Annotated in this window: 21 protein-coding genes and 2 tRNA genes; 12 read left to right on the forward strand and 11 right to left on the reverse strand. The window is 68.7% G+C overall.

All coding sequences use genetic code 11. The features are described 5' to 3' along the window. Positions 1 to 384: 384 nt before the first annotated feature. From ASF96_RS16970 to ASF96_RS10275, 3 genes are all read right to left on the reverse strand, one after another. Positions 385 to 1,134 carry a trypsin-like peptidase domain-containing protein gene (locus ASF96_RS16970; RefSeq protein WP_162239422.1) on the reverse strand — a complete coding sequence of 250 codons (750 nt, stop codon included), beginning with the start codon at positions 1,132 to 1,134 and terminating at the stop codon, positions 385 to 387. Beyond that, on the reverse strand, positions 1,131 to 1,484 hold the full coding sequence (locus ASF96_RS10270; RefSeq protein WP_156458817.1) for a CU044_2847 family protein: 354 nt from the start codon (positions 1,482 to 1,484) through the stop codon (positions 1,131 to 1,133). Before ASF96_RS10270 ends, ASF96_RS16970 begins: the two co-directional genes overlap by 4 nt. A 127-nt stretch (positions 1,485 to 1,611) precedes the next feature. Beyond that, on the reverse strand, positions 1,612 to 2,352 hold the full coding sequence (locus ASF96_RS10275; RefSeq protein ID WP_055938766.1) for a hypothetical protein: 741 nt from the start codon (positions 2,350 to 2,352) through the stop codon (positions 1,612 to 1,614). A gap of 105 nt (positions 2,353 to 2,457) precedes the next feature. Here ASF96_RS10275 and ASF96_RS10280 point away from each other — a divergent pair, with 105 nt between their 5' ends. From ASF96_RS10280 to ASF96_RS17645, 9 genes are all read left to right on the forward strand, one after another. Then, entirely contained in the window at positions 2,458 to 2,766 is a 309-nt protein-coding gene (locus tag ASF96_RS10280) for a hypothetical protein (RefSeq protein ID WP_055938769.1), read from the forward strand. A gap of 4 nt (positions 2,767 to 2,770) precedes the next feature. Then, a complete protein-coding gene (locus ASF96_RS10285) occupies positions 2,771 to 3,055 on the forward strand; it encodes a hypothetical protein (RefSeq protein WP_055938771.1) in 285 nt (94 codons plus the stop codon). A 316-nt stretch (positions 3,056 to 3,371) separates the two neighbouring features. Continuing rightward, positions 3,372 to 4,067, forward strand: coding sequence for an MT-A70 family methyltransferase (locus ASF96_RS10290; protein ID WP_082509540.1), 696 nt, complete (start codon positions 3,372 to 3,374; stop codon positions 4,065 to 4,067). A 53-nt stretch (positions 4,068 to 4,120) separates the two neighbouring features. Then, on the forward strand, positions 4,121 to 4,315 hold the full coding sequence (locus ASF96_RS10295; protein ID WP_055938774.1) for a hypothetical protein: 195 nt from the start codon (positions 4,121 to 4,123) through the stop codon (positions 4,313 to 4,315). Between the two features lie 13 nt (positions 4,316 to 4,328). Beyond that, positions 4,329 to 4,580, forward strand: a complete 252-nt coding sequence (locus ASF96_RS10300) for a hypothetical protein (protein ID WP_055938777.1) — start codon at positions 4,329 to 4,331, stop codon at positions 4,578 to 4,580. Beyond that, positions 4,573 to 6,750 carry a type IV secretory system conjugative DNA transfer family protein gene (locus ASF96_RS10305; protein WP_055938780.1) on the forward strand — a complete coding sequence of 726 codons (2,178 nt, stop codon included), beginning with the start codon at positions 4,573 to 4,575 and terminating at the stop codon, positions 6,748 to 6,750. The genes ASF96_RS10300 and ASF96_RS10305 overlap by 8 nt, the downstream gene beginning before the upstream one ends. Before the next feature lie 262 nt (positions 6,751 to 7,012). After that, on the forward strand, positions 7,013 to 7,813 hold the full coding sequence (locus ASF96_RS10310) for a replication-relaxation family protein (RefSeq protein ID WP_055938782.1): 801 nt from the start codon (positions 7,013 to 7,015) through the stop codon (positions 7,811 to 7,813). Further along, the gene (locus tag ASF96_RS10315) at positions 7,810 to 8,256 is read left to right on the forward strand and encodes a hypothetical protein (RefSeq protein WP_055938785.1); all 447 of its coding nucleotides are present in this window, start codon (positions 7,810 to 7,812) and stop codon (positions 8,254 to 8,256) included. Before ASF96_RS10310 ends, ASF96_RS10315 begins: the two co-directional genes overlap by 4 nt. Positions 8,257 to 8,671: 415 nt before the next feature. Then, the gene (locus tag ASF96_RS17645; RefSeq protein WP_442922502.1) at positions 8,672 to 10,306 is read left to right on the forward strand and encodes a recombinase family protein; all 1,635 of its coding nucleotides are present in this window, start codon (positions 8,672 to 8,674) and stop codon (positions 10,304 to 10,306) included. Here the strand turns inward: ASF96_RS17645 and ASF96_RS10320 are convergent. The 4 genes from ASF96_RS10320 to ASF96_RS10335 all read right to left on the reverse strand — a co-directional run bounded on the left by ASF96_RS10320 (position 10,263) and on the right by ASF96_RS10335 (position 12,999). Next, positions 10,263 to 10,339: transfer RNA gene (locus tag ASF96_RS10320), tRNA-Met, on the reverse strand. The genes ASF96_RS17645 and ASF96_RS10320 overlap by 44 nt on opposite strands. Before the next feature lie 33 nt (positions 10,340 to 10,372). Then, positions 10,373 to 10,444, reverse strand: a tRNA-Thr gene (locus ASF96_RS10325). A 67-nt stretch (positions 10,445 to 10,511) separates the two neighbouring features. Further along, complete coding sequence (locus ASF96_RS10330) at positions 10,512 to 11,945, reverse strand: M23 family metallopeptidase (RefSeq protein WP_055938788.1); 1,434 nt, start codon at positions 11,943 to 11,945, stop codon at positions 10,512 to 10,514. A gap of 253 nt (positions 11,946 to 12,198) precedes the next feature. Next, the gene (locus ASF96_RS10335) at positions 12,199 to 12,999 is read right to left on the reverse strand and encodes an inositol monophosphatase family protein (RefSeq protein WP_055938790.1); all 801 of its coding nucleotides are present in this window, start codon (positions 12,997 to 12,999) and stop codon (positions 12,199 to 12,201) included. A gap of 61 nt (positions 13,000 to 13,060) precedes the next feature. Here ASF96_RS10335 and ASF96_RS10340 point away from each other — a divergent pair, with 61 nt between their 5' ends. Beyond that, positions 13,061 to 14,644, forward strand: coding sequence for a phytoene desaturase family protein (locus tag ASF96_RS10340; RefSeq protein ID WP_055938793.1), 1,584 nt, complete (start codon positions 13,061 to 13,063; stop codon positions 14,642 to 14,644). A 61-nt stretch (positions 14,645 to 14,705) separates the two neighbouring features. Here ASF96_RS10340 and pdxR read toward each other — a convergent pair whose 3' ends face one another. After that, positions 14,706 to 16,223, reverse strand: coding sequence for a MocR-like pyridoxine biosynthesis transcription factor PdxR (pdxR, locus tag ASF96_RS10345; protein WP_055938796.1), 1,518 nt, complete (start codon positions 16,221 to 16,223; stop codon positions 14,706 to 14,708). An 81-nt stretch (positions 16,224 to 16,304) separates the two neighbouring features. Between pdxR and ASF96_RS10350 the strand changes: the two genes are divergently transcribed. Continuing rightward, on the forward strand, positions 16,305 to 16,979 hold the full coding sequence (locus tag ASF96_RS10350) for a pyridoxamine 5'-phosphate oxidase family protein (protein WP_055938799.1): 675 nt from the start codon (positions 16,305 to 16,307) through the stop codon (positions 16,977 to 16,979). Between the two features lie 46 nt (positions 16,980 to 17,025). On the opposite strand, the gene ASF96_RS10355 is transcribed toward ASF96_RS10350, so the two are convergent. Then, a complete protein-coding gene (locus ASF96_RS10355) occupies positions 17,026 to 20,484 on the reverse strand; it encodes a bifunctional proline dehydrogenase/L-glutamate gamma-semialdehyde dehydrogenase (protein WP_055938802.1) in 3,459 nt (1,152 codons plus the stop codon). Between the two features lie 99 nt (positions 20,485 to 20,583). Between ASF96_RS10355 and ASF96_RS10360 the strand changes: the two genes are divergently transcribed. Then, complete coding sequence (locus ASF96_RS10360; protein WP_055938805.1) at positions 20,584 to 21,471, forward strand: LysR family transcriptional regulator; 888 nt, start codon at positions 20,584 to 20,586, stop codon at positions 21,469 to 21,471. A gap of 3 nt (positions 21,472 to 21,474) precedes the next feature. Here the strand turns inward: ASF96_RS10360 and aztD are convergent, their stop codons facing one another. Both aztD and aztC read right to left on the reverse strand, forming a co-directional pair. Then, positions 21,475 to 22,707 carry a zinc metallochaperone AztD gene (aztD, locus tag ASF96_RS10365; RefSeq protein WP_055938809.1) on the reverse strand — a complete coding sequence of 411 codons (1,233 nt, stop codon included), beginning with the start codon at positions 22,705 to 22,707 and terminating at the stop codon, positions 21,475 to 21,477. A 32-nt stretch (positions 22,708 to 22,739) separates the two neighbouring features. Beyond that, positions 22,740 to 23,648 (reverse strand): zinc ABC transporter substrate-binding protein AztC, encoded by a 909-nt coding sequence (gene aztC / locus ASF96_RS10370; RefSeq protein ID WP_055938811.1) that lies wholly within the window; start codon positions 23,646 to 23,648, stop codon positions 22,740 to 22,742.

The following is a 23,648-nucleotide window of genomic DNA, read 5'->3' on the forward strand; positions in this document are numbered from 1 at the left end:
TCTGCAGGAGCAACCTTATCTGCTTCGCAGTAAAGCTCCTCGGCTAACCTGCTCTTGCCAGCATTCTCTGCCAGCATACCCACCGCGTTTAGGACCAGCGCTCTTTCCCCGTCGCGCAAATCTCGGGCAAGGACCCCACGCGAGAATCTGAGAGCTTTCCGGTGCAGTCTCGGTGTGTTGCCAATCGAGATCAGTCGCAAGGCGCCGTGCGCAAAGGCAGAATTAGGTTCGTTAAGTAGGTGTGTGCTGACCTCGTCGAAAAGGGTACTGACGCGGTCCCATCGATGGCTCTCGATGTCACGCTGGAGTTGAGTGAGGAGAGTCTCCGATCGAAGGTTATCAGTGCGTTCGGTTGCAGGTTGAATGATGCGCTGATGATGCCGTTCACTCATCGTTCTGTCCATTCAGTTCACGACGGATTGCCTGTATCACGATTGCCTCTATGCGCCCGGGTAGCACCCCGCCCGCGCGTCCCGAGACGACAAACCGTTCGCCAAACTCCCTTGCTACGCTCGCGCCCAGTTCGCTGAGATGGGTCTCAAGTTCAGCATCCAAAACATTGATGTCAGAGAGCACGTCGAAAGCTTCCACAAATTCGCGCATATCCGCCGCGAAAAGCGTCTCTCTGCTCCCAGCTCCATGCCCCTCCTGAATGATCATTCCGACGGGCGGTCCGGTGAGAGTCTTTAGCTGGATGACGCTGCCGGAGTAACCCTCGTAAGAGTCAAGCGACGGTCTTGCTTCCAGCTGTGAGGCGCGAAGCTGACCGCCATAAGCGCAGGCAAATTGTGGATGCAAGTGCACGATACTGCCGCGAATGGAAACCTGATCTAGTGCCGGAATGTACGGGGAGCGCCATTGTGCTTCCAAGTACGGCAGCGCCGGAAGCGATGCACGGCTCACCACGTCTGTATCCGGTAGCGAGACCTGGAGCAGAGCAAGATCCTTCTCCTCGACCATCGAAAGAACACTGGCTGCGAATACATCCCCGTCTTCGGTTTTGACGCTGAGCGGCTCTTCGGGCAGCTGATCTTGAAGACAGTGACGAGCTGTCGCAACGATGTCGCTGAGAATGAAGAATCCTGCACCCAGCACATCGGCGCCTGCGCGGACTTCGACTGAGATGCCGCTCACGGGGCCGCGGCGAGTTGAATCTTGACAGTCACCTCGAATGAGGCGCCCGCGTCCACCTTGGAGAACAGGATTCCTTGTTCTAGCCCCAAGGTGAGGCCGAACTTTGCCTCAAGTTCTATCGAACCGGTCAACTGGGGCACCTGCGCCTCAGCGGCTGCTCTGAGAATGCTGGTCATTTGCTGCAGCGCGGCCTCAATGTCTGGCCCCCGCTCCACCAGGGCGTCGCTGCCTAACCTGCGCGAGCGTACCTGGTCGGGTTGCGCGGGCTCAATGCTGCGCGTCTCGATTACTACAGTTGGCTGTCGATCCTGCAAGTTGTCCCCCATGGGGGAAGAATAGCGCTCGGTCACGATCAGAGGGTCACCGAGAGCGTGTGTGTCCGGTCCGTTTTGCGGCCCCGCCCACGCCTTAACCAGGGCGGTCCCGGCGAGCTGCACATCCACCGATTGGCTTACCGACACCCTCCTGACGCGGGCTTCAACTGATCGTGGTGGGGTGAATCGCCACTTCAGCTCCAGGATGGCGCTCGGATGTCAGGACGGAGTAAAGCCCGGGGGTTGCCAGCGAGGTGCCGACCTTCCATACACTCCACACTGGCATCGCCCAGTGCACGGTCACGACGAATAGAGCCTCGTCCTGCGCTGCGGGCAGGAGCGGAATGTGCGCGAACCACTCCTCCGCCGTCGCAAATAGGTCGTTGTGCGAGTCATGCAACTCGAACTCCCTCTGTTGCAGGTTTCCGTTGATGTACACCTGTGGACGCCGCCACTTGGCGCCGTGGAAAACCTCTACCCACACCTTCACTCGTACTAAACCGCTGGCCTCGGTAACAGCGATGTGGCCCCACGGTCGTTCGTACGGTAGTTGGTCGCGGAGGATGTAGCTGAGTTGCGCGGCTCCGCGGTTGCTCCGTCGTAGCCCGGTTCTGCCGTCCACGAAGTGTCGAGCCTCGTACGCCTCAAGGCGCTGGTTCAGCGTGTCCCCGGCAAGGTCATGCCCACACGTCTCGAAGTAGGCACGCACGTCGCCATCGGGATCGCCGCCGTGGAGATCGAGCAGCGCCATCAGCGTCGTGAAGGCTCGTTCGGTACTACCTCGCCCCACAACATCGGTCAGGACCTCCGCGCTCGCAATTCTGTCGACGTCGAGCGGACCGGGCTTGGTTCTGAGAGCCCGCAACTCGCTTTCAATGTCGATCCGAAGCGGGTCGTCCTTCATGATGCCATCGTGTCAGTTTTGTGTCAGTGACCTCGACAAACGCTCCCGTCAGTGTGGAAGTGCGGCAGGCAGTCGCACCCACAGAACACGACAGACGGGAACCAAATGTTCGAGACGAAGAAGGAACTGGCGCCGTTGGGCGGCGCTTTCAGCTCCACCGGGCTGGCGCAGATGGGCGCCGGTGTGCAGCGACAGACCACCCGTGAGGTGGAGCGCGTGCAGGGCCAGGTGATCGTGGCGGAGGTGAAGGAGCAGGGCCGCGCGTTCCTGACGAACTCCGTGCTGCAGAGCGTCGGCGCCCTCACTGCGCTCGAGCAGCACCTAATCCAGGTGGCGCCACTCGGGGAGGCTCGCTACAAGCACATCGTTGACTCGTTCACGATGGGCGCAGCCCAGGCGATTTCTCGGTGGTGATCCCGTGGCCGAGCTGCTCACCGTCCTTGGCGTCTACGTGGCGGCCTTCGCGATCTACATCGCGGTGCTCCTCGTGATCGCCTTCGGTCGCCAACCCCTGGCGGACTGGATCCGCCAGCGTCGGGACCGCAAGCGTGCCCGTATCGAGGCAGAGCTCGACCGCACCCAGGCCGAGCTCCGCCAGACGATCCTCCAGATCGCGTCTGCTCTCGGCGGGGACGCACTAGAGGCCCGCAAGGCCCTCATCCGCGAATCGTACTTGGCTCGCGGTGATCTGCCGGAGGGATAGACCCCAAAGCCGACCGGGGCGGTGACATCACAAACGTGTGCGTGGCTTGCACCGCCCCGGTCCTTTTCTTCGTCTCGCCGGTTTACGGCGGGCACTGGCCTCTCTTCTGTGGACGAAGGCGTGTGTTTTTCGCAACATGCTCACGGTTATCCACACCCGCACCTCTGACGGCGCCGTGACGGGGCTCTCACCCTGCGCGATCGGACGGTTGCTGAAATGCAGCTGAGAGCGCATAACCAGGGGGCAGCCCCGCACGGCCCCTCATAGTCGCCGTCATTCCCAGCGGGTAAAGACCGCTGCCGGAAGGAGCACATTCATGCACGCCACCAATACCAACACGACGCCCGTCGGGCGCACCGGCACGTCGAGCACCTCGAGCACCTCAAACATCACGGACAAGACCGACACCAACAACCCCCTGGGCGGTCATCGACTCTGGAAGACGATTCTTGCCGACGTGCCCTGGCCGACCGGTCAGCAGGGGAAATACGGTGCCGAGCGCCACTACAACTTAATGACCCTCGAGCGCATCAAGGCGATGCCGGTCGGCGATCTCGCCGCCGATAACGCCCACCTCTACTTCTGGTGCTACCCGGCCACCCGCTACATCGCGGAGGACATCATGCGGGCCTGGGGGTTTGAGTTTAAGGATGAGTTCGTCTGGGGAAAGGACCAGATGGGCCTTGGCCAGTACTTCCGCCATGCGCACGAGACGTTGCTGCTGGGTGTGAAGGGGAAGCTGCCGGTGAAGTTCCGCGGCCAGCGCAGCTTCGCGATGCTGCCCCGCCAGGACCACTCCCACAAGCCGGAGGAAGTCCACGTCATGATTCAGCGTCTCAGCCCCGGCCCGTACCTGGAGCTCTTCGCCCGCCGCCCGATGCCGGGCTGGGACGTCTGGGGCAACCAGGTCAACTCTGACATCTCCATCTCGGGCTACCCCGTGCCCAGCGACATCAAGACGAAGTCCGTCGACAACCACGTCACCCGTGATCAGGAGGCTGAGCATGCCTAGCCACCTTGCCCCGATCCCGACATCTCCCATCGACTCTCTGAATGGAGTGCTCCATGCCCTCGTCCGACCGTGGCCCGCTGGAGGCCGCGAAGGCGTTCGCCTGGACTGTCTTCCTCGTCGCGCTGCTCCTGTGGCTGGCGGTGTGGCTCATCCAACAGGTATGGGTGTGGCTGCTCGTCCTGCTCGCCGGCGTCCTGCTCGCGAGCGGTCTCGTCTGGTGGCTGCGCGTGCGCCGCGACCGGTGGTGAAAGGAGCCCGCCGATGAGCCACTCCTCGTCGCCAAAGCGTGGGCGAGGCCGCCCGCGCCGCGAGTACCGCATCCGCGTCCGCGGGGAACGCCGCGAGCACCCGGACTACGACAAGCTCGCCCGCGCCCTCCTCGAGCACGCCGCGATGGAGGAGGCGAAGTGCCGCACGAACACCACGGGCAGCGAGCCGACCAAGCCCGCGAATCTCGACAAGACCGACGCGACGCCGGTCGACACCTCCGTCTACGGGGACGCCGATGACTGACACCTGGCGTCAATTGCATTGGCCGCGGCCCTTCGACGCGGCCACCGCGCTCGGTTTCCTGGAGACGCTCGCCGCCGACGAAGCCCGTGGACCTGTCGTGTTCGAAGCCCGCGCCGAGCACGACACCATCCGGCATCTTCTCGGCGGGCACCGCACCACGCTGTCCGCGGTCAGCAGTAGCCTCAAGCGGCTGCTTCCGGGCGTTGCCGTGACGGATCTTGAATCTGAACGCGTCCCGGTGGAACGGGCAGGGCGAGTACGTATTCGCCAGCGCAACCTCGGGCTCAGCCTGGACACCACCGGAACCGCGCTCCGCGCCCTCTACGCCGCCTTGTCCGGGGCGGTCGGCAAGGGCGACGTGCTGGTGCTTCAGGTCATTCTCGGGGCCAGCGTCCCGCCGCAACCCCTGCCGGCCTCGACACCGGATCCGAACCTCAGCCTGTTCGACCTCATCACCAAAGGCAGCCGCCCCGCACCACTGGAGATCCGAGCGGACTTACGCGACAAGCTCGCCCAGTACCGCTTCCGCGCCACCATCCGCATTGGTGTCGGTGCTGCCAGTCCCGTCCGCCGTCGACTCTTGGTGCACGCTGTCCTCGCTGCACTTCGCCAGCTGCAGACCGGGTCGACCCGCATCGATCTCGTCTCCGACCGTCCCGAGCTGGTCGACGAGGCGGTCATCCCGGCGAGGAAGCCGCTGCGCCTGACCGCCGCCGAAGCTCTCTGCCTGGTCGGCTGGCCGACGGGTGACACGCCGCTGCCAGGCATGCCGCCGATCTACCCACGCCGGATTGCCCCACCCGCGGGCTACAAGCCCAGCAAAGACCGCGTGTTCGCGACCACCAACGCCCCCGGCCCAAGTCTGCCGGTGGGGATCTCTATGAAAGACGCCGTCCGCCACAGCCACGTCATGGGACCCAACGGCGTCGGGAAGAGCACCGTGCTGCTCAACCTCATCGCCGCCGACATCGCGGCGGGTCGGAGCGTCGTCGTCATCGACGCCAAGCGCGACCTCGCCATGGACGTCCTCACCGTCATCCCGGAGTCACGTTCAGGTGACGTGGTCGTGCTCGATCCGCTGAGTTCCGACCCGGTTGGGCTCAATCCTTTTGCCGGGGCAGGTGAGGATGGTCCGCTCGTGGCCGACCGTCTCCTCGCCGTCTTCCGTGGCCTGTTCCCCTCAGCGTTCGGCCCGAGAACTAGCGACGCCGTTCACGCTTCGCTCCTGACTCTCGCCGGACGAGAAGGCTCTACCCTCGCAGATCTCCCGCGCCTGCTCACCGACGACCCCTACCGACGCAGCTTCACGAAGACCATCGCCGACCCGTCACTGGTCGAGTTCTGGGCGCAGTACGACGCGACGAGCGCCGGAGCCCGCGCCGCCATGATCGGCCCCGTCCTAACGAGACTCCGCCAGTTCCTCCTGAGACCGTCCATCCGCGCGGTGCTGGATCAACCTGCGCCGCGTTTTGACCTCCGTGACCTGTTCACCAAGCCCCGCATCCTCGTGGTGCCTCTGAACCGGGGCCTGCTCGGACCCGTGGCCGCCGAACTGGTCGGGTCGCTCCTCGTGAGCCAGCTCTGGCAGCTCACCCTCGCCCGGGCAGGCGTGCCGAAGGAGAAGCGCCGTCCTGTCTCGATCTACCTCGATGAGGCGCAGATGTTTGTGAAGCACGAGTCCGACCTCGGCGAAGCCCTCGAGCAGTCCCGCTCGATGAACGTTGCCTGGCACCTGGCGCACCAGCACCGCGCCCAGATGCCCGCCAGCCTGCTTGCCGGTATCGCGGCGAACGCAAGGAACAAGATCCAATTCCAAGCAGACCCGGTCGACGCCGCCGCCGTGACGAAGTACTCCGCCCTCACCCCGGAGGACGTGATGAAGCTGCCGCCGTACCACGTCTACGTCGATCTCATGGCTGGTGGCGTGCAGTCCGGCTGGTTTTCTGCCATCACGCTCCCGCCGCCCGTCACCCTGTCCGACCCCGATGCAGTGCTCGCCGAGAGTCGCCTGCGCTACGGATCCCAGGTCACGAGGCAAAACCCGCCCGCGACCGACGCGACCGTTCCGGCTCAGGAGCAGGGTGACGTGGGCGTCACCCGAAAGGGTGATGGAGCGGGTGATGAGGGTGATGTCGAGCCCATCGGGCGACGCCGAAAGGCCCGCTCATGACCACCCAACTCGACAACCTGAGAAGAGAGCAGGGGTGTCCGGTCGCTCGTCCGTTCGCCCGTCCGATCGCTGAAACTTCCACCCCCGCATTGTCGCGTGATTCTGCGGCTCATGGCCTCAGTTGGGAGCGGACTACTCCGCCCCTGGCGGAGTCCTACGCCGCCGACCAACTCGGCGCCCGCGACACCCTCGGCACCCCACACGACAGGGGGCGCTCATGACGATGCGCTTGCCCCGCACGGGAGCAGGACCATCCCGGCTGGTGCTGCTGCGGACCGAGCTGTCCGTCCGCGACGAAGAGATCCTGGCGTTCTTGAACGATCACCGGTACGCCACCACCACGCACCTGCGCGACGTGTTCTTCGCCGAGCACGCCACCCTCACCGCCGGTACCCGCGCCTGCATCCGAGTCCTTCACCGGCTCCTCCATAACCGACTCATTGCCCGACTCGAACGACGCGTCGGCGGCACCGCCCGAGGGTCTGCGGCCACCATCTGGTACCTCGACGCAGCCGGTGAGCGCCTGACGCGGCCGGAAGGCGCCCGCCGGCGACGCTTCGCCGCGGTGTCGACGCCTTTCCTGGCCCACACCCTCGCCGTCACCGACACCCACGTCGCCCTCATCCAGCACGCCCGAAGCAGCGGGTTCGAGATCGAGCGCGTCGACCTCGAACCAAACACCTGGCGATCGTTCCTCACTCGCGCGGGCACTGCCGGGATCCTCAAGCCAGACCTCTTCGTCCACCTCACCACCGACGACTACGACGACCTCTGGTACCTCGAGATCGACCTCGGCACCGAAAGCATCCCGGTGCTTCTCGCCAAGTGCCGCACTTACGCCGCCTACAAGGCCACAGGGCGTGCCCAAACCGAACACGGCGTGTTCCCCGGAGTGCTCTGGATCGTGCCCACACCGCGCCGCGTGCGGCGCCTCGCGGACGCCATTCACGCCGACCCCGCGCTCCCGAACCGGCTGTTCACCGTCATCACGCCCGACGAGTTCGAAGTCACGATCAGCCCGGCCGACACCGACCCATCCTCACCGCGAAAGGAGGAACTATGAACCCCGAAACACCACCCCCAAATCAAGGCCCCGAGAACCGCTCCTGGAACGACGACCGGTTCGGCCCCGAAGCCGCCGCCGCTGTCGACGCCGCCCTGACAACCTTGGACAACCCCAACCACGCCCTCCGCCTCCTCGCCCTCGCCGAACAGGCAGGCGCAGGCTTCGCCGCATACCTGCTGCTGTCCGACACCGACGCAGCGGCCGACGATCTGGACGAAAAGTTCTCGACCGCATACCTCGACGCATGGGAACAGTTCAGCCAGTTCCGCCGCGACGTCCTCGAATGGCTCGGCTGGCTAGACGCCGTGAAGGACGTCATGACCGCACAGGGCATCCCAGAAGATCACCTCACCTGGAACACGGCCGCGATCGACATCCAAATCTTCGACACCTACGACCTGGTCCGCCTCGACGGCTGGTGGCACGTGTTCTACAAGTAGCCGTGGAAAGTTTTCCCCAGATCAATGATGCAAAAACTACGTCACCATACATCTCGACTTAAGAGGTGAAGTGAGCGTAAATCAAGGAGCTAAGTCCGCCCGAACGGTGGGCAGAAAAGGAGGACACCATGACAAACCACCAACGAAATGCACACGACGAGGAGCCAGCTCGGCGAATGCACATCGCTCCAGCAGGACGTCTCGCCGCACAGCGGGACAGCACTGCTGCCACCAAAGAAACCGAATCACGCCGATGAGTAGCGACCTCGAACCCCGCACGGCCCAGGGGCGCCGCCGCACCTCGTTCGCTGGCTGGGAGAGCCTGCTCGGCCTCGACGGGTCGGCTCCGCCCGAGTTTGACCTGGGTATCCAAGGTCAAGCGGTCTTGTACCTGCGCGTATCGACGCAGCGCCAGATGTTCACCGCGATCGACATCGATGCCGACGGAAACTCCATCGCCACCCAGCGCGAGGCCTGCCTGGTGCGCGCCAAACGCGTGAAAGCTCCCGTCATCAAAGAGTTCGTCGAGCCCGGGAACTCTGCGCAGACGATTGCCAAGCGCCCCGTGTTCCGCGAACTGCTCCAGTACGTCGAAGAGCACCCCGAGATCAGCTACGTCGTGATTTACATGCGCTCGCGCGCCTTCCGCAACTCGGGGGATGCGGCGATCACCAAGCGAATCCTCGCCGGCATGGGCGTGAAGCTCATCTCCGCCAAGGAAGACTTCGGCGACGGCTACATGGCCGAAGCCATGGAAGCGGTCACGGACATCATGAACGAGGTTCAGGTCCGTCAGAGTGGAGAGGACATTAAGCAGAAGCTGCTCAACAAGGCGAAGAACGGTGGCACCGTCGGGCGCGCCAAGCTCGGCTACATCAATGACCGCAGGGACTTCGACGGGCGCCTCGTCAACACGATCGGTATCGACGAGGCGCGGGCACCCCTCATCCGGTGGGCGTTCGAGCAATACGCCACCGGCGACTACAGCACCACCAAGCTGGCTGCACTCCTCGCAGAGCAAGGGCTCACGACCCGGAAGTCCAGCAAGTGGCCCGAGCGTCCACTGTCACGGAGCCAACTCGGTCTCATCCTCCGCGACCCGTACTACCTCGGAATGGTCACCTTCAAGGGACACGTCTACCCAGGTCGGCACGAGGCGCTCGTGACTCCGGCGCTCTTCGACCGTGTGCAGCAGGTCATCGACGCCCGCGTGAAAAGGGGACAACGTGACCGTGTCCACAATCACTTCGCCCGCGGCATGCTGCACTGCGGCCGCTGCCACGATGCCGGGCGCGAACACCGCCTCATCTTCGCCGAGGCCAAGAACCACGCGAATCAGATCTACGAATACTTCCTCTGTCGGGGACGCCAGGACGGCCTTTGCGATCTGCCCTATCTCCCCACCGCAGAACTCGAACGCGCACTCACCCGCGAGTTCGCCAGCCTCCGCCTCTCCCCCGAAGCCATCGACGAGGCAAAGAGAGAAGTGCAAGCAGCACTCGATCACGTACTCTCCCGGCACGCCGAACAACGCGCACGCCTGCAGAAGGAACTGAAGAAGCTCGACGTGCAAGAGGAACGTCTCGTCGACCTCGCTTCCGACGGAGCACTCGCTACAGATAAACTCCGCCTCCGGCTCCGAGACCTGCAGATCAAGAAGCACGAAGTCCGAGCCAGCCTCGATACCACCACCGAGTCCCTCCAGCAGCACACCGAGATGGTGCTCAGCTACCTCGACCTCATGGCCCGACCCGACGCCCTCTTCACCGCGGCCACCGGTGCTGTGAAACGCAAGCTCCTCGCCGCCTTCTTCTCCCGGATCTGGGTTGACGACGACGGCCATCTCCCTCAGGTCGCCCGTGAGTTCCAGTCTCTCGTCACCGACATCCGTGACGCCGTGCTCACCAGCCCCGCCAACACAAAAAGCGTCGGAGAAAACTCCGACGCTTCTGATTCCGAACGCCTGGACCTTTATCTCAAGGTCATTTGTTCGAGTAAAACTAGTTTGGTAGCGGGAGCGGGGCTTGAACCCGCGACCTCACGATTATGAGTCGTGCGCTCTCACCAACTGAGCTACCCCGCCGCACAGCATTCCGATGACAATGAGAATGCCTTGAGCCCCGAGTCAGGATTGAACTGACGACCCCTTCCTTACCATGGAAGTGCTCTGCCACTGAGCTATCGGGGCGTACCCGGATCACTCCGGGCAACTAGAAGAGAATATCAGACCGCGACACTCTCACACGAATCGATGGTCACCCTCCGGCGTGCTGACGCAGCCAGACGATCGGGTCGATCGGCGTGGTGCCGTTCTGCAGGATCTCGACGTGGGTGTGCGCACCGAACGACCGACCCGTGTTGCCGGTGCGTCCGAGGAACTGGCCGACCTTCACGTGCTGACCCTGCGTGACCTGGAGCGAGCCGTACTGCATGTGTCCGTAGCGGCTCGAGACCAGTTGTCCGTCGATCTCGTGATCGATGAGCACGGTGACGCCGAAGGCGCCGCCCTGCTCGGTCGCGATGCGCACGGTGCCGTCGGCGATCGCCTGCACGGGCGAGCCCTCACCGGGAACGAAGTCGGCGCCCTCGTGCATGGTCCCGTCGCGCATGCCGAAGCCGTACGTGATCGGCACACCGACGGCGAAGGGCCACTGGATGGGCGCCGTCGGGTCGTTGACGTAGAAGTTCGAGGGGTTCGTGATGCCCGAGTCGGCCGCCATCTTGGCGTACGTCGTCGCGCTGTATCCATCGGCACGGTCGACCACGGCGGCCTGCGCCTGCGCGGGAGCGACGTACGCCTGGATCGCGTCCGTGGCGTCGCCGCCCTGCACGTCGCCACCGAGCGCGAGGCGCGTCGTGGCGGTCGCGGGGGCGGTGACGCTGTCGGTGCCGTTCGCCGAGGCGAGCGCGCTGACCGGCATGGTCATGCCCACGGTCAGCAGGCCAACGACGCCCATGACGCCCACCGAGAACGATGCGGTCGCGATGCGGCGCACGTTCCGACGCGTGCGGGGAGCGGCGGCCGCGGCGGGCAGCCCGTCGACGACGGGCTCGGATGCCGTGGCGACGGGCGCGGGCCGCTGAACGGCGGTCTCACCGGTGAACGCGAAGAGACGGGCGGCCGAGGCGAACTCGTCGGCGGAGTCGTCATCGGTGGCCGTCGGGGTCGCGGGCACGCCATGGCCCTCGGGCGACGCGGCATCCGGGATCTCGACGGCGGGCGATGCGTCATCGGCCTGCGTGCTGTCGATGATGACCGCGGCCTGCGGACGACGCCGCGCGCGGCGCGTCACGGGCAGGGTGATCGGAGAGGTGGGCAGTGCCACCGGGGTGGTGGCGACGTCGGTGTCGGCGCTCTGCAGGATGACGGCGACATCGGCGTCGGCGGTGCGGCGCTCGTCGACGACGGTGACCTCGAGGGCGTCGGCGTCGGCAGCGGCAGCGGGCGCCGAGACCTCGGGGAGCGTGGGCTCGATCGTCGCGGCGATGACCGTCTCGATGACGGCGGCCGCGACGGTCTCGAGCATCTCGGACTGCGCGGCGACCTCGGCGTCGACCGGGGCGGGCTCCGACGACATCTGTGCGGTGGGGGCCGCGTCGTCGATCGCCGTCGCGGCGAGTTCGCTTCGCGAGTCGTCGCTCTGTGCGGTGTCGCCCTGCGCGGTGTCTCCCACCGCGAGACGGCGCATCTCGGCGCGGGTCAGCCGGGGAGCGGCTTCGGAGGCGGGAACAGCGAGGGGGCGACGAGACCGCCGAGTATGGGCAGGCTCAGTCGAAAAGGCTTCTGACGGCAACGCGCGATGGCTCTCGTGTCGTGTCGCAAGCGCGACGGCTTCGGGCTGTGGGGCTTGGCCGTTTCCGCGGGTTCGGGTCGCGGAAAATAACGAACAGGTAACCACACTACCTCGGGCGGTCTGGGAAAGCCATGAGCGCCCCCGGCCGTCACCCCTCGATGTCGAGCAGCGGCTCGAGGCGCGCGTAGAACGCCGCGCCCGCGGCGATGACCATTCCGTTCCCCGGACGACCACCCGGCGCGCCACCCACGACCCCGCCCGCTTCCTCGACGAGCAGGGCTCCCGCGGCGTGATCCCAGGGCTGCGTCCCGCGCTCGTAGTAGGCGTCCATGCGGCCCGCGGCGACCGAGGCCAGGTCGAGCGAGGCCGCGCCGATACGGCGCACATCGCGCGCGATGGGCATGACGCGCGACAGCTGCGCCAGCGCCGGACCGTGCGTCGCGGGGTTGTACCCGAAGCCCGTGGCCACCAGACCGCCCGCCTCTCCCACGTGGGCCGAGACCGAGAGACGCTGATCGCCGAGCCAGGCTCCCCCGCCGCGCGAGGCGCGGAAAAGCTCACCCGTCACCGGGTTGAAGACGACGCCGGCGATCGCCGTCCACGTCGCGGTGTCGGCGGTACCCTCGACCGCGGCGATGCTCACGGCCCAGGCGGGAATGCCGTAGGCGTAGTTGACGGTGCCGTCGATCGGATCGACCACCCAGGTGATGCCGCTCGTCCCCACGTCGGCGCCGGACTCCTCGCCGAAGAAGCCGTCGTCGGGACGCACCCGCGCGAGTTCCCCGCGGATGAAGGCTTCGACCTCGCGATCGGCGGCGGTGACGATGTCGGCGGCGGCCGACTTGGTGGCGGCCACCGTCACCCCCTCGATGCGGCGACGGTGCGCGAGTTCGCCCGCCTCCCGAACGATCCGCGTGGCGATGTCGAGCAGTTCCGCAGCGAGAGTCATGGCATCCACGCTACTGCGCCACCCCCTCCGCAGAAGTCGTCGCCGTCGTTAGCGTGGAGGCATGACCGCTTCGGATACTCGCCGGTACGACGTCGTCATCGTGGGAGGAGGGCACAACGCCCTCGTCGCCGCGGCCTATCTCGCCCGCGCCGGGCGCCGCGTGGTGGTGATCGAGCGATCGGATGCCGTGGGCGGTGCCGCCGTGTCGGAGCGCCCGTGGGCCGGGGTCGATGCCCGCCTCTCGCGCTACTCGTACCTCGTGAGCCTGCTGCCGCAGAAGATCATCGACGATCTGGGGCTGCGCATCGACCTGCGTCGGCGTCGCTACTCGTCGTACACGCCCGACCCGCACGACCCGACCCGTGGCATCCTCGTCGACACCCAGGATGCCGCGGCCACCGCCGCCTCGTTCGCGCGGACCCTCGGCGAGACCGGGGAGGCCGAGCGGTTCGCCGCGTTCGGCGAGCGCCTGGCCCCGCTGGGTCGCGCGATCTTCCCCACCATGACCGGTCCCCTGCCGACGGCCGACGAGGTGCGCGAGAGCGTGGGCGACGATGAGCTGTGGACGGCGCTGACCGAGCGTCCGCTCGGCGACCTGCTGCGCGGTTCGCTCGACAGCGATCTCGCCCGCGGCATCGCCCTCACCGACGGCCTCATCGGAACCTTCGCCTCGTCGGACGACCCCTCGCTGGCGCAGAACCGCTGCTTCCTGTACCACGTCATCGGCGGCGAGACTGGGCACTGGGACGTGCCGGTGGGCGGCATGGGCGCCGTCGCCGCCGAGCTCGAACGCGCGGCGCTCGAGGCCGGCGCCGAGATCGTCACGGGCACCGACGTCATCTCGATCTCGCCCGACGGCGACGTGCACACGATGACCGACCGCTCCGAGGTGTACCACGGCACGCTCGTGCTGAGCGGAGTCGGTCGCGCCGTGCTCGACGACCTGCTCACCGCGGGGGGATCCCCGGCCAGCGCAACCGAGGCGCCCGAGGGCGCGCAGGTCAAGGTCAACATGCTCCTGTCGCGGCTGCCGCGGCTGCGCGACTCCTCGGTGACCCCCGAGGCCGCGTTCTCGGGCACCTTCCACGTCAACGAGACGATGACCCAGCTGGATGCCGCGTACGTCGCGGCATCCGGGGGGCTCATCCCCGAGCCGCTTCCCGTCGAGATCTACTGCCACTCGCTGACCGACCCGTCGATCCTCGGCGACGACCTGCGGGCCAGCGGGGCACAGACCCTGACGATGTTCGGCCTGCAGGTGCCCCACCGCCTGATCGACGACACCGATCCCGTCGCCGCGGGAGCGCGCCTGTTGGCTGCGGCGCAGCAGTCGCTCGATTCGGTGCTGGCCGAGCCGCTGCGCGACTGCATCTTTCGGGCGCCCGACGGGCGGCTCTGCATCGAGGCACGCACGACAAGCGACCTCGAGCGGTCGCTGAACATGGTGGGCGGCGACATCTTCCACGGCGGGCTGTCGTGGCCCTGGCTCGCGGCGCCGGCCACGACGCCGGCGGCGCGGTGGGGCGTGTCGACCCCGCACTCGCGCGTGCTGCTCTGCGGCTCGAGTGCGCAGCGCGGCGGCGCCGTCAGCGGGATCGGCGGGCAGAACGCGGCGATGGCGGCGCTCGAGATCCTGGAGGGGTGAGGTACGCGGGGCGGTCGGCGACGGCTTGCCCCTCCGGTCGACGACGCACCGTGGGAGCGCCCTAACGCGCGGAGCCCTCAGCTCGGCTGGGTTCGGGCGTCGGGGTCGGCGCGTGGCCCCGGCGCGCGTGCGTCCGCAGAACGGTGAGAATCACGCCGACCGCCTCGACGAGGGCGACCGTCGAGGGCTCGGCGTATCCGAAGACGATCCCCGCCGGCGCCTCGGAGCGCGCGGGGGCGACGGCTGGATCGCTCGCCGCTGAACCGGCGCACCCGGCGGAGTCATGGCCCACCGCATAGCCCGCGAGCGGCGCGACGCGGATGCCGCGCGCGAGCAGCTCCGAGACGACGGCGTTCTCGGCGCCTTCTCCGCCGCCCGTCAGCAGCGCCACGGCGTGCAGTCCGCCGTCGGTGGCGGCCAGCTCGACGCCGGGCACGCCCGCGAAGACCTCGAGCAGCAGGCGGCGCCGATGGCGGTACTCGCGCCGCCGCCGCGCGGTGTGCCGGGCGAGGGCTCCCTCCGCCAGGTACAGCGCGAGCGCGTGCTGCTGCACGAGCGAAACGGGAGAGTCGAGGTCGTCGCGCGCCGCGCGGACGCGTTCCCCCACCGCGCCGGTCGCGACGATCCACCCGCACCGCACGGCCGGGGTGAGCACCTTCGACAGGCTTCCGATCAGCGCGACCCGCGCCGGATCGAGCAGGTGCAGCGGCGGAAGCGGCGCGCGCCCGTGGGGGAACTCGCTGTCGTAGTCGTCTTCGACGACGACCACGTCGTCCCGCGCGGCCCAGGCGAGCAGGCGGGCGCGGTCCTCGGCATCCAGACGACTCCCGAGGGGGTAGTGGTGGTTCGGGGTCACGATGACGGCGTCGAGATCGCGCTGCCGCTCGAGCGCGTCGAGGTCGAGCCCCGAGCCGAGACGGACCGGCACGGGGACGGCCTCGATCCCCAGACGGCGCAGGATCATGCGCACGCGGGGGTAGCCCGGGTCTTCGATACCGACGCGCAGGCGCTGCCGGTCACCGCGCGGCGCGAGCGCGAGTAGCGTCAGCAGCATCGCGTCGCTGGTGCCCGCCGTGATCAGCACGTCGCCGGCCGAGACGTCGACGCCGCGCGTGCGCCCGAGGTGCCGCACGATCTCGGCCCGCAGCGCCATGGCGCCCGCGGGGTCGGCGACGTCGGCGTCGGGATCGGTGGTGCTCGCCCGCCGCCAGGCGGAGCGCCACGCGGCATCGGCGAGACCGGTCGTGCCCGGGCGCCCGGGCCGCAGGTCGAGTACCGCGGGCTCCACGACGGGGCGGTCCGGCGCATCGGCGACCGCGACGGGCGTGCGCACGGCGATGTCGGCGACGACCGTTCCGCCCCCGGGCCGCGTGAGCAGGTATCCCTCGCCGGCGAGGATCTCGTAGGCCGCGACCACCGTTCCCCGCGCGACGCCCAGGTCGACCGACAGCGCCCGGGTCGAGGGGACCGCCTCGCCACCGGCGACGCGCCCCGCGAGCACCGCCGCGCGCAGACCGTGCGCGAGTTGCTCGTGCAGGGGCACGGCGGAGGATCGATCGAGGACGCCGAGCGAGATCACGGCGACAGTCTGTCACTGGTCCAGACGAAAGCGCGAGAAGCGGACTATGCGATGGACCACGCGAGCGAATGAAATCGGACCATGACCGATCTTCCCCTCACCGCGCGCACGCGGGTGCGCCGCCTTCCGCACCACCAGGTCACCGACCGCACCGCGCTCTACGACGTGATCGACGGCGCCCTGGCCGCCACCATCGCCCTCGTACGCGACGACCGCCCGGTCGCGCTGCCGATCGGCATCGCCCGAGACGGCGACGACCTCCTGCTGCACGGATCCACCGGCAGCGACTTCTTCCGACGCATCGCGGCCGGTACCCCCGTCTGCATCACCGTGACCCACCTCATGGGCCTGAAGTACGCGCGGTCGCTCTTCGACAGCTCGATGCGGTACCGGTGCGCGGTCGTGCATGGGGTGGCATCCGTCGTGCCACCCGAAGAGAAAGAGGCGGCCCTGCTCGTGCTGTCGGAGCATCTGATGCCCGGCCGCAGCGAAGACGTCCGCCCCATGACGGCCCGTGAGCTCGCCGCCACCATGGTGCTGCGCATCCCCCTCGTCGAGGCCAGCGTGAAGGACAACGCGGGCTCGCTCGTCGAGGAGGACGACGACGGAGAGGACCGCGCCGTCTGGGCCGGCACCCTCCCCCTGCGCTGGGTCGCCGACGAACCGAGGACGTCTGCGCAGACGCACCCCGGAACGCGCGTTCCGGACTCGGTGCGCCGCGCCGCCGCGCGGGTGGCCACGACCGGAACCGCGTGATGAGCACCCACGCGGGCCCCGCAACAGCCGCGGGGCCCGCGTGCGCTCAGCGCGTGACGAGCGGCGGCACGACGTACCGGCGCGGCGTTCCGAAGCGGTGCGCCGTGATCGACACGGCCTGCTCGCGCAGGAACGGCAGCAGCTCGACGCGCCCGGCGCGGGTGACCTCGCCCGCGTAGATCGCGACCGAGGGCGAGCCGCCCACGGCGTCGGCCATCGCGACGGTCGAGCCGCCGAGCAGGCGCACCCGCCCGCCGGTGCGCGCCAGACGCGCGGCGCGGCGCTTCCACTCGGCGGGGTCCTCGACGCTTGCGCGCACTCCCACGCCCTCGAGCCACGCGCGCACGGCGGGCGACAGCTCCCGGGCCGTGCTCACGGTCACCGGGGCGCCGGCGCGCACACCGGCGGCGACGACGCGAACGAGCGCCGTCTCGGTCGCGTCGTCGAATCGCACGGTGACCGGCACCGTGCCGTAGCGCAGCACGTTCTGCTCCGACTCCAGGCCGGTCACATCGCGGGCCAGCGAGAACTCGGCGGCCCAGGCGGCGGCGTCGCTCGCGAGAGCGGATGCCAGCCAGTCGCGGTCGGCAGCGGGAACCGCCGCGAGCGCCGGGGCGGTCAGCGCATCGCCCGAGCGGGACGCCGAGGTCTCGGCATCCGCCCACGAACCGAATCCGAACAGGTACGACGGCCCACCGGCCTTGGTGCCCGCGCCGACGGCCGACTTCTTCCACCCGCCGAACGGCTGGCGCTGCACGATCGCGCCGGTGGTGCCGCGGTTGACGTAGACGTTGCCGGCCTCGATGCGCGAGAGCCACCGCTGGATCTCGGCCTCGTCCAGCGCGTGCAGGCCCGAGGTGAGCCCGTACTCGATGGCGTTGACGATCTCGATGGCCTCATCGAGGGTCTCGGCGGTCATGATGCCCAGCACCGGTCCGAAGTACTCGGTGCGGTGGAACTCGCTGCCCGCCTGCACGCCCTCGCGAATGCCGGGGCGCCACAGCGACCCCTCGTCGTCGAGACGCTGCGGTTCGACGACCCAGCGCTGGCCGGGCTCGAGCGTGGTGAGCGCCCGCAGCAGCTTGCCGTTCGCCGGCTCGATGAGCGGTCCCACACGCGAGGCCTCATCCCACGGCATCCCCACCTCGAGCGAGGTCACCGCGTCGACGAGCTGGTCGCGGAAGCGCCGCGAGCGTGCGACCGAGCCGACGAGCACGACGAGCGAGGCCGCCGAGCACTTCTGCCCCGCGTGGCCGAAGGCCGACATCGCGACGTCTTTCGCGGCGAGGTCGAGGTCGGCGCTGGGCGTCACGATCACGGCGTTCTTGCCGCTCGTCTCGGCGAGGAGCGCAAGGTCGGGACGGAACGAGCGGAACAGCTCGGCCGTCTCGTACGCGCCGGTCAGCACGACCCGCTCGACGGCGGAGTGCGTGAGCAGCTGCGTGCCGAGATCGCGTTCCGACAGCTGCACGAGCTTCAGCACCTCGCGGGGTACGCCGGCCTCCCACAGCGCCTCGACCATGACCGCGCCCGAGCGCTGGGCGAGGGCGGCGGGTTTGATGACCACGGCGGACCCTGCGGCGAGCGCGGCGAGGGTCGATCCCGCGGGGATCGCGACGGGGAAGTTCCACGGAGGGGTGACCACGGTGACGCCCACGGGCGTGAAGCGGGCTCCGTCGACGTCGTCGAGGGTGCGGGCCTGCTCGGCGTAGTAGTGCGCGAAGTCGATGGCCTCCGACACCTCGGGGTCGCTCTGCTCCAACACCTTGCCGCACTCCACGCCCATGACCTCGAGCAGGTCGGCGCGACGCTTCTCGAGCGCGTCGCCCGCCCGGTGCAGGATCGCGGCGCGCGCCCCCGCGCCGAGCTCGCGCCACGCGGTGGCGGCGATCGCGGCCTCGCGGATCAGGGCGTCGAGGGCGTCGGCGTCGGTGACGGTGTGCGCGGCGATCGTGTCGCTGCCCAGGGTCGAGTCCTGCATCCGCGCGACGATCCCGGCGCCCCAGCCGCGGTTGGCCTCGATCGCGGGGTCGGAGTCGGGGGTGTTGTGGAAGCCCGTGGCGGGAGCCGTGGGCGCCGGCGCGGTGCGGTCCTGCACGCGGTTCGACGCCGGTACGCCCTCGGGCATGTCGGCGAGGGATGCCAGGAAGCGGTCGCGCTCGCGATCGAACAGCGCCGCGTGGGTGTCGAGGTCGAAGACGGCCGACATGAAGTTCTCGCTCGACGCGCCCTCTTCGAGGCGGCGGATCAGGTACGCGATCGCGACGTCGAACTCCTGCGGGTGCACGACGGGCGTGTAGAGCAGGATCGACCCGACCGTGCGGCGCACGACCGCCTGCTGCGCGGTGGCCATGCCGAGCAGCATCTCGACGTCGATCCCGCCGGTCACCCCGCGCCGCTCCGCGAGCAGCCAGGCGAGAGCCACGTCGAAGAGGTTGTGTCCGGCCACGCCGATGCGCACGTGCTGCGCGTGCTCGGGACGCAGCGCGTAGTCGAGCACCGCCTTATAAGAGGCATCCGTCGCCTGCTTCGACGGCCAGGTGGCCAGCGGCCAGTCGTGCACGTCGGCGTCGACGCGTTCCATGGGGAGGTTCGCGCCCTTCACGACGCGCACCTTGATCGTCGCACCACCGGATGCCACGCGCCGGGCGGTCCATTCCTGCAGGCGGATCATCGCGGCGAGGGCATCGGGCAGGTACGCCTGCAGCACGATGCCGGCCTCGACGTCGTGGAACTCGGGCTCGGCGAGCAGGGTCTCGAAGACCGCGAGGGTGAGGTCGAGGTCTTTGAACTCCTCCATGTCGAGGTTGACGAAGGTGCCGGTCTCTTTCGCGACCCGGTAGAGGGGGCGAAGCGCCGCCACCGCGTCGGCGACGGCGGCGTCGAACGCCCACGGCGTGTGCGGGGCGACGGTCGACGACACCTTGATCGAGACGTAGTCGACGTCGTCACGGGCGAGGAGCTTGCGCGTGCCGGCCAGGCGGCGCGCGGCCTCTTTCTTGCCGAGGATGGCCTCGCCGAGCAGATTCACGTTGAGACGGATGCCGTCGCCCCGGCCGCGGATCGATGTGATGGCGTCGCCGAGCTTGCGGTCGCTGGCATCGACGATGAGGTGACGCACCATCGAGCGGAGCGCCGTGCGCGCCGCCGGCACGACGACGCGGGGAAGGATCGGCGCGGTCAACGCGCCGAGCCGGATCGCGGCCTTGAGGTGCAGAGGGAGGAACCCGGGGATCAGCGGGGTCAGGGCGGCGAGGTTGCGCGCCGCGACGCTCAGGTCTTCGGGGCGCACGACTCCGTCGACGAAGCCGACCGTGAAGTCGAGCCCGTGCGGATCGCGCAGCACGCCGGCCAGGCGCTGGGCGGCGGCGTCGACGGGCTCGTCGCGACTCTCGGCGAGCCAGCGGCGCACGAGGGCGATCGCGTCGTCGGCGAGCTCGGCGGGTGAGACGAGACTCTGGGGCGTGGTGCCGGACGTGGTGCGGGGGGCATCGGTGAGCGACATGGCGGTCCTTCCTCGGATGTGATCAGCATGGGACCCGCGTCCATTCGAGAAAAGCGATGATTAACAATGGGTTATGTTCGATGTTATCGAAGGGATGCCATGTTCGATCTCCGCCGTCTGCGCCTGCTGCACGAGCTGTCGCTGCGGGGCACGCTCGCGGCCGTCGCCAAGGCCCTGTCGTACAGTCCGTCGACGATCTCGCAGCAGCTCGCGCTGCTCGAACGCGAGGCCGGCGTCGCCCTGCTCGAACCCGACGGTCGGCGCCTGCGCCTCACCGCTCAGGGTGCGGCCCTCGCCGCGCACGCGGCCCGCATGCTCGCCGCCGACGAAGCAGCCCGCGCCGAGCTCGAACACCTGCGCCCCTCGCTCGCTCCCGTGCGCGTGGCCGTCATGCAGTCCGCCGCACACGGGCTCCTCCCCCGCGCCCTCGACGCCCTGGCCGAGGCCGAGCCCCAATTGCGCGTCGAAGTCGCCGAGCTCGCCCCCGAAGAAGGGTTGTTCGAGGTGGCCGCCCGCGGCTTCGACCTCGCCGTCGCCGAGCAGTACCCGGGGCACACGCGTGAGCACCGCGACGGCATCGAGCGGAGCCTGCTGGGACGGGATGCCATCCGCCTCGCCGTGGCGCGCACCGATCCCGCCGAGCGGCTCGACGACCTCCGCGACCGCGCCTGGGTGATGGAGCCCGAGGGCACGGCCGCGCGTCAATGGGCGACGCAGCAGTGCCGCGCGGCGGGGTTCGAGCCCGACGTGCGCTTCGAGATGGCCGATCTGACCGCGCACGCGCGGCTCGTGGCATCCGGTCACGCGGTGGGGATGATCCCCGACCTCGTCTTCGCCGGCGAGGATCCGCCCGTGCGCCTGGTCGGCCTACCCGGCGAACCCCGGCGCGAGGTGTTCACCGCCGTCCGCCGCGGAACGGCCGACCGCCCCGGCGTACGCGCGGTGCGGGGAGCACTGCAGGTGGCGTACGACCGGGGCGGCCGGTGATGCTCAGCGCGTGAGCGCCATCTCGTTGGGCGTGACGTCGAGGGTCGCCGTGGCGGTGACCTCGCCGGTGGTGAGGTCGACCGCGTGCACGGCGTTCTTCGCCGGCTCGGTGACGTAGGCGATGTCGCCCGACACCTTGATGGCGGGGTGGGCGTCCTGCCACTCGACCGGCCCCTCCCACGCGTCGATCACGGGGAACGCCTCGGTGAAGGCCCCCTTCTCGAGGTCGAGGACGTGGATCGCGCCGTCCGACGCCAGGATGTAGCCCCGATCCTCGGCGCCGCGGGCCAGGTCGCGGAAGGTGTACTCGGCGCCGGCGGGCATGTCGACGACGCTCTGCGTCTTGGCGGCGGTGTCGATCAGCGACACGCGCTGCAGCAGGTAGCCCTCGGCGTCGCGGTCGTCCTTGTAGTCACCGAGCACCAGCGGGCTGGTCTCGCTGACGAAGAGGTTGCCCGTACGACCGTAGGGCTGGTCGGGGGCGTCGACCTTCGTGATCTCGCCGTCGTCGTAGATCAGGGCGCCGTTCTCGCAGCCGAAGACGACGACCTCGTCTTTCGCGGTGCCCTCGCCGTGCACGCCGGGGCAGGTCGCATCCTGGGCGATCGTCGCGCCCGATGCGTCGGTCACGGCGATGCCGGTGCGGCCGTTCGCGTTGCCGACCGTGGTGACGAACGACCCGTCTTCGAGCATGATCGACACCCCGTGGTGCGCCTCGACGCCCGGAATGGTCTCGACGGCGGGGAGCGCATCGGTCGAGGCGAGCAGGGCGTCGGTGTCGAAGATCGTCGAGTCGCTCGTGCCGTCGGCGTAGAGCACGGTCTTGCCGCCGTGCGTCACGACGTGACCGGGCTTGGACGCCGGGAACACGAGGTCGGTGAGCCGGGGCTGCTCCGACGCGGTGCCGGCATCGAGCACCTGGAAGCCCTCGCTCGTGGTCACCATGACGTGACGGCCGTCACCGGCGGAGTTGAGCCGCGTGAACTCCTCGGACGAGAAGTCGCCGATCGTCTCGAGGCTCTCGCCGTCGAGCACGACGATGCCGCCGGGGTACGACAGGGCGACGCGGGTGCCCGTGTCGCTCGTCGACGACGGGGCCGCGCTCGTGGCGGGGGCAGCCGAACCGGTGCCGGCGCCGCCCGCGCACGCCGACAGGGCGACGGTCGCGCCGACCGCGAGCGTGAGCAGGCCCGCACGACGGAGGGCGTCCCCGCGGCGGTGGGAAGAGGTGCGCATGTGATTCTCTTTCTGGGTGGGTGGCCGGTCGCTCACGGCGACAGGCCGGTGGCGATGCGCTCCGTGTTGACGCGCATCATGGTCAGGTAGTCGGGGGCGCCGCCGTCGGCGTCGGTGAGCGATTCGGTGAACAGCTCGGTCACCTCGACGTGGCGGTCGGCCTCGTCGGCGAGCGCGCGGACGAGACGGTCGGGCGACGACGACTCGGCGAAGATCGTGGGCACCCCGGCCTCGTCGATCGCCGACACCAGGTCGGCGAGGTCGCTCGTGCTCGGCGCCGCCAGCGTGGTGCCACCGGGGATCACGGCCCCCACCAGGCGGAACCCGAAGCGCTCGGCGAGGTAGCCGAAGACGTGGTGGTTGGTCACGAGCGCCCGACGCTCGGCGGGGATCGCGGCGAACGCGGCCGTCATCTCGGTATCCAGGGCCTCGATCTCGGCGCGATACGCCGTCGAACGCTCGGCGACCGCGGCGGCGTCGATCCCGTCGATACGCGAGAGCACCGGGGTCAGCGCGTCGACGACCGCGGCCATCTGGGCGGGATCGGTCCAGAAGTGCGGATCGTCGGCACCACCCGCATCGGTCGAGGTGTACGGCAGCACGGTGACCGCGTCGCCGGCGACGAAAGTGGTCACCCCGTCGGCGGAGGCCGCGTCGAGATGCTGCTGCAGCCCCTCTTCGAGGCCGATGCCGTTGGCCACCAGCAGGTCGGCCGAGCGCAGGCGCGCGGCTTCCGCCGCCGAGATCTCGAACGAGTGCGGATCGGCGCCCGGCCGCATCAGGGTGAGCACCTCGACGTCGTCGCCGACCAGATGCGACACGACGTCGCCGAGGATGTTCGTCGTCACCACCACGAGCGGGCGATCGGATGCCGCTCCCCCGGCGCACCCGGTGAGGGCGAGCAGAGCGGCGGTCAGGGCGACGGCCAGAGCTCTCTTCAT

The organism is Microbacterium sp. Leaf179 (assembly GCF_001423785.1).
Lineage (GTDB): Bacteria > Actinomycetota > Actinomycetes > Actinomycetales > Microbacteriaceae > Microbacterium.

Bases quoted from the DNA above. Each gene is read 5' to 3' on its own strand.
- ASF96_RS10315 (WP_055938785.1), top strand. From the start codon at position 7,810: ATGAACCCCGAAACACCACCCCCAAATCAAGGCCCCGAGAACCGCTCC.
- ASF96_RS10355 (WP_055938802.1), bottom strand. From the start codon at position 20,484: ATGTCGCTCACCGATGCCCCCCGCACCACGTCCGGCACCACGCCCCAG.
- aztD (WP_055938809.1), bottom strand. From the start codon at position 22,707: ATGCGCACCTCTTCCCACCGCCGCGGGGACGCCCTCCGTCGTGCGGGC.
- ASF96_RS10330 (WP_055938788.1), bottom strand. From the start codon at position 11,945: ATGCGCCGTCTCGCGGTGGGAGACACCGCGCAGGGCGACACCGCACAG.
- ASF96_RS10300 (WP_055938777.1), top strand. From the start codon at position 4,329: ATGAGCCACTCCTCGTCGCCAAAGCGTGGGCGAGGCCGCCCGCGCCGC.
- ASF96_RS10335 (WP_055938790.1), bottom strand. From the start codon at position 12,999: ATGACTCTCGCTGCGGAACTGCTCGACATCGCCACGCGGATCGTTCGG.
- ASF96_RS10305 (WP_055938780.1), top strand. From the start codon at position 4,573: ATGACTGACACCTGGCGTCAATTGCATTGGCCGCGGCCCTTCGACGCG.
- ASF96_RS17645 (WP_442922502.1), top strand. From the start codon at position 8,672: ATGTTCACCGCGATCGACATCGATGCCGACGGAAACTCCATCGCCACC.
- aztC (WP_055938811.1), bottom strand. From the start codon at position 23,648: ATGAAGAGAGCTCTGGCCGTCGCCCTGACCGCCGCTCTGCTCGCCCTC.
- ASF96_RS10350 (WP_055938799.1), top strand. From the start codon at position 16,305: ATGACCGATCTTCCCCTCACCGCGCGCACGCGGGTGCGCCGCCTTCCG.
- ASF96_RS10275 (WP_055938766.1), bottom strand. From the start codon at position 2,352: ATGAAGGACGACCCGCTTCGGATCGACATTGAAAGCGAGTTGCGGGCT.
- ASF96_RS10280 (WP_055938769.1), top strand. From the start codon at position 2,458: ATGTTCGAGACGAAGAAGGAACTGGCGCCGTTGGGCGGCGCTTTCAGC.
- ASF96_RS10295 (WP_055938774.1), top strand. From the start codon at position 4,121: ATGCCCTCGTCCGACCGTGGCCCGCTGGAGGCCGCGAAGGCGTTCGCC.
- ASF96_RS10340 (WP_055938793.1), top strand. From the start codon at position 13,061: ATGACCGCTTCGGATACTCGCCGGTACGACGTCGTCATCGTGGGAGGA.
- ASF96_RS10290 (WP_082509540.1), top strand. From the start codon at position 3,372: ATGCACGCCACCAATACCAACACGACGCCCGTCGGGCGCACCGGCACG.
- ASF96_RS10360 (WP_055938805.1), top strand. From the start codon at position 20,584: ATGTTCGATCTCCGCCGTCTGCGCCTGCTGCACGAGCTGTCGCTGCGG.